The sequence below is a fragment of the Selenomonas sp. genome, assembly GCF_052169755.1.
Classification (GTDB): domain Bacteria; phylum Bacillota; class Negativicutes; order Selenomonadales; family Selenomonadaceae; genus Selenomonas.
In genome coordinates, this window is record NZ_JBQNBV010000189.1 from 1 (window position 1) to 3,187 (window position 3,187).

The 3,187-nt window shown below is 54.4% G+C and carries 4 protein-coding genes; all 4 read left to right on the forward strand.

Going from position 1 to position 3,187, the window contains the following annotated elements; genetic code table 11:
• On the forward strand, nt 1-1,439 hold a 1,439-nt coding region (locus ACTTKG_RS10075; protein ID WP_442674067.1), incomplete at its 5' end, for a GTA baseplate fiber-binding domain-containing protein.
• Nucleotides 1,436-2,104, forward strand: a complete 669-nt coding sequence (locus ACTTKG_RS10080; RefSeq protein ID WP_442674068.1) for a hypothetical protein — start codon at nt 1,436-1,438, stop codon at nt 2,102-2,104. The genes ACTTKG_RS10075 and ACTTKG_RS10080, both read left to right, overlap by 4 nt.
• 14 nt (nt 2,105-2,118) lie before the next feature.
• Complete coding sequence (locus tag ACTTKG_RS10085; protein ID WP_442674069.1) at nt 2,119-2,985, forward strand: hypothetical protein; 867 nt, start codon at nt 2,119-2,121, stop codon at nt 2,983-2,985.
• 4 nt (nt 2,986-2,989) lie between these two features.
• The gene (locus ACTTKG_RS10090) at nt 2,990-3,187 is read left to right on the forward strand and encodes a hypothetical protein (RefSeq protein WP_442674070.1); all 198 of its coding nucleotides are present in this window, start codon (nt 2,990-2,992) and stop codon (nt 3,185-3,187) included.

The window sequence follows — 3,187 nt, forward strand, 5'->3', positions numbered from 1 at the left end:
AAACAGACTTCTCCTTCTCGGATTCGACGGAGTGGAAACCCGAGGGCAAATACCCCGCAGGCGTGCAGATCATGAAGTATCTCGAACTGCCCTATGAGATCGTCAACGACCGCGATACCTACGTCGCAGCCTTTGCCGCGCGTCCCGATGAAAAGACGGATCTATGGACGGTCTGGCGACAAGAAACGGGCAAGCCCTTTGTCAGTACCAGCAGCATGAGCAAGTGGACGCCGACGGGACGGCTCTCCTACGACATCGAGGAATTCAGCGACGTCGAAGACATCTTGGGCTTTGAGATCGTCAACCTCGGCGGCGTAGAGGAGCTTGAGAGCAGCACCGTTGACATCGCAGCCGCACGCAAAGGGAATCGCCTGCTCATCGTGGACGATGAAATCATGGCGTACAGCACGCTCATCGAACTGGCGAACGGGCATTGGTACGTCAAGGGCGTCCTGCGCGGCGTCTTCGATACCGTGCCGAAAAAGCATACCGCGCAGGCGCACGTCTTTTTCATTCGCAGCGGCAACTATGCGCAGGTCACGACGGGTGGCCCCGTCTGCGCGGCGGGAGAGACGGTCACGGAAGAATACAATATCACAACGGCGACCGTCAAGCACAAAGAAGACTTCGATCATACGAAGGTGCAGTCTCTCACGACAAGGCGGCGCTCTCTGCTGCCTGTCGTACCCGGCAGATTTCGCATCGGCGCTCACATGGTCGAAGAAAAAGGAAAGGTCAAAGACCTTGCCGGCGACGTCCGCCTCTCGTTTGCGCCGCGAAACAATCGCCAGAGCTTCGGCGCCGTATCGCAGGACGACGTGCTCGAATACTGGACGAAGCAGCCGATCAAATCTGAGGAAGGAACCGACTACCTCGTGCGGCTTACGGTCGGCGATGAAGTCAGAGAATACACCTTCCCCCAATCGCCGATTACACTGGGCTGGGAGCAGCACTGTCTTGACTTTCGGAATCTCTCCGACATGGTGCGCTTAGAGCTTTTCGCAAGGCGTGACGGTCTGCTCTCCTATCAAGCACACGAGCGCACATTCCGTCGAACGATCCCCGTACTCGTCGATGTCGTCGCATCCGAAGACGAAGCGCGTGAACGGCTGCAAGCGTGGGGCATCGTCGATCGCATCGTCATGCCCGACGGCAAGATGGCGACAGCGAAACAGGTCATATATAAAGACTTGCCGCTCTTTGCACTCGGCGAAGAAGCGCCGCCGACAGACGATGGCGCGATCTTCGGACACGACGGCAAAAGCTATCGGCTTACGGGCGAGATTCTCTGCGTGAGCGGCAAAGCGAAACTTACCGCCTATACGATGAAAAAAGGCTACACCTTCAATTCGTACTATGTGCCGGCAGCAGCAGGCGGCGAGGTGCAAAGCTACGCATGGGACGGTGAAACGATCCAAGAGAGGAGAGGGATGCCATGACGACAGCAAAACTTGAAATCCCGCTGATCGACGGCGCCAAGCCGCTTCTGACACGGCAGTTCAACGATGCACTCCAAGCGATAGACAAAAACGCCCTGCCAAGAAAACACGCGAAAAGTCGGGCGCATTTCGAACTGTGGCAGGCGGGGAAAGCGTACAAGAAGAAAGACGTCGTGCGAACCTCGACATGCCCGAGTTGGGGCTTTTGGATCTGCGAGAAAGCAGGCACGTCCGCAAGCATCGAGCCGGTCGGCTACGGCGAAGGAGACACCTTTGCGGACGGTACAGCCTCTTGGGTCTTGAAACGCTTCGGCACAGGAGAAGGCGGCAGCGGCAGCAGCACGGAACACGCCGTCGTTTTCAGGGGCAGCGACATCAACGTAGTCTATCCGTATCAAGGCGTGATTCAATCCGTCGCCGTGCTTATGGCAGAGCCTGTCGCCGCTGAAATCGTCCTGCCGCTCGTGAAGATGGACGCCGCATCGTTTGCCGCAGGTGCGGGAGTCTGGGAGCCGATCGGCGGCAGAATCGTCCTGCCGTCAATGACGCGGTACAAGACGTTTACGACCTTGGTGCAGAACATTGCCGTCCAAGAAGGCGACGTGCTGCGCATGGGGCTGATGGAAAATGACGACGGACTGTCTGTAACGATCAAGATGAAGTAGGAGGCATAAACATCATGGCGCAAGAGTACATTTTTTCTAAGGGAACGTGCAAAAAGAAAGAAATCTATTCGCTCATTATCGACAAGCTGAAAGAAAAAGGCTGGAAAGACATCTCGTCAAAGCCGGAAACGGATTATGTCGTGCTTCATTCCAAAGGCGTGACGGGAGATCGCGACTTGATCTTGAATCTTCGCGACAGAGCCGACAGTAACCCAAGCGAAGCATATTCTGTGGTGACAACCGATTACAGCACGATGTCGTATCGTCTGCAATCATGGTATATGCCCGGCGGAAGCGGTGAATCCGGAACATTTGCAAAGCCTGCAAGGGTATGGCGTCCGTGGCATATTTACGGAACCGGACAGGCGTTCAGCAAAGAAACGACGCTTGATTACTATGTATATGTGGATGCGGGGAAAATTATCCTAGCGCTGGAATATCCGCAGTCAAACTCCATAGCGGATCCCGTCGTTTTCTATTTGGGCGAGCCGGATACACGTTTTTTGACAGAATCTCAGTCAAGAGGCGTCCTGTTCGCTGCATCCAATACCAATCAAGGGGTTTGTATCACCGATTGCCCCGATGATTTGGGGATAAAAGATGATGTGTATTTCTTGCCGACATACGCTTTACTAGCTACGGTTGATCCCAATATTGCGAAAAAATATATGGTATCTCCCATATATTATGGTTCGGACGAAGAAGGTTTCAGAGGGAAGTTGGACGGGGTTAAGACGGTCAAATATATCGGTTCAGCTCCAACAAATCTGCTGCAGGGCGATACGCTTGTCACAGAACACGCAAAGTATCATTGTGTATTGCCATACAAATTGTTTAATGTGCCCTTCCCCGGCGGCGCTGTGCTGCTGAGAATCGAGTGATCGCATGAAATACTTGGCAGCAGAAATCGAGCCGCTAGAGACGGGACAGCATGCCGCAAGGGATGCCCCAGCGGTGGAGATCGAGCCGCTAGAGACGGGACAGCGTGCCGCAAGAGATGCCCCGGGGGTGGAGATCGAGGAAGATTTTTTGGTTTGGAAGCTGAAAAAGCGCAAACGAAATAAACAGGCGTTTATCCTGTGA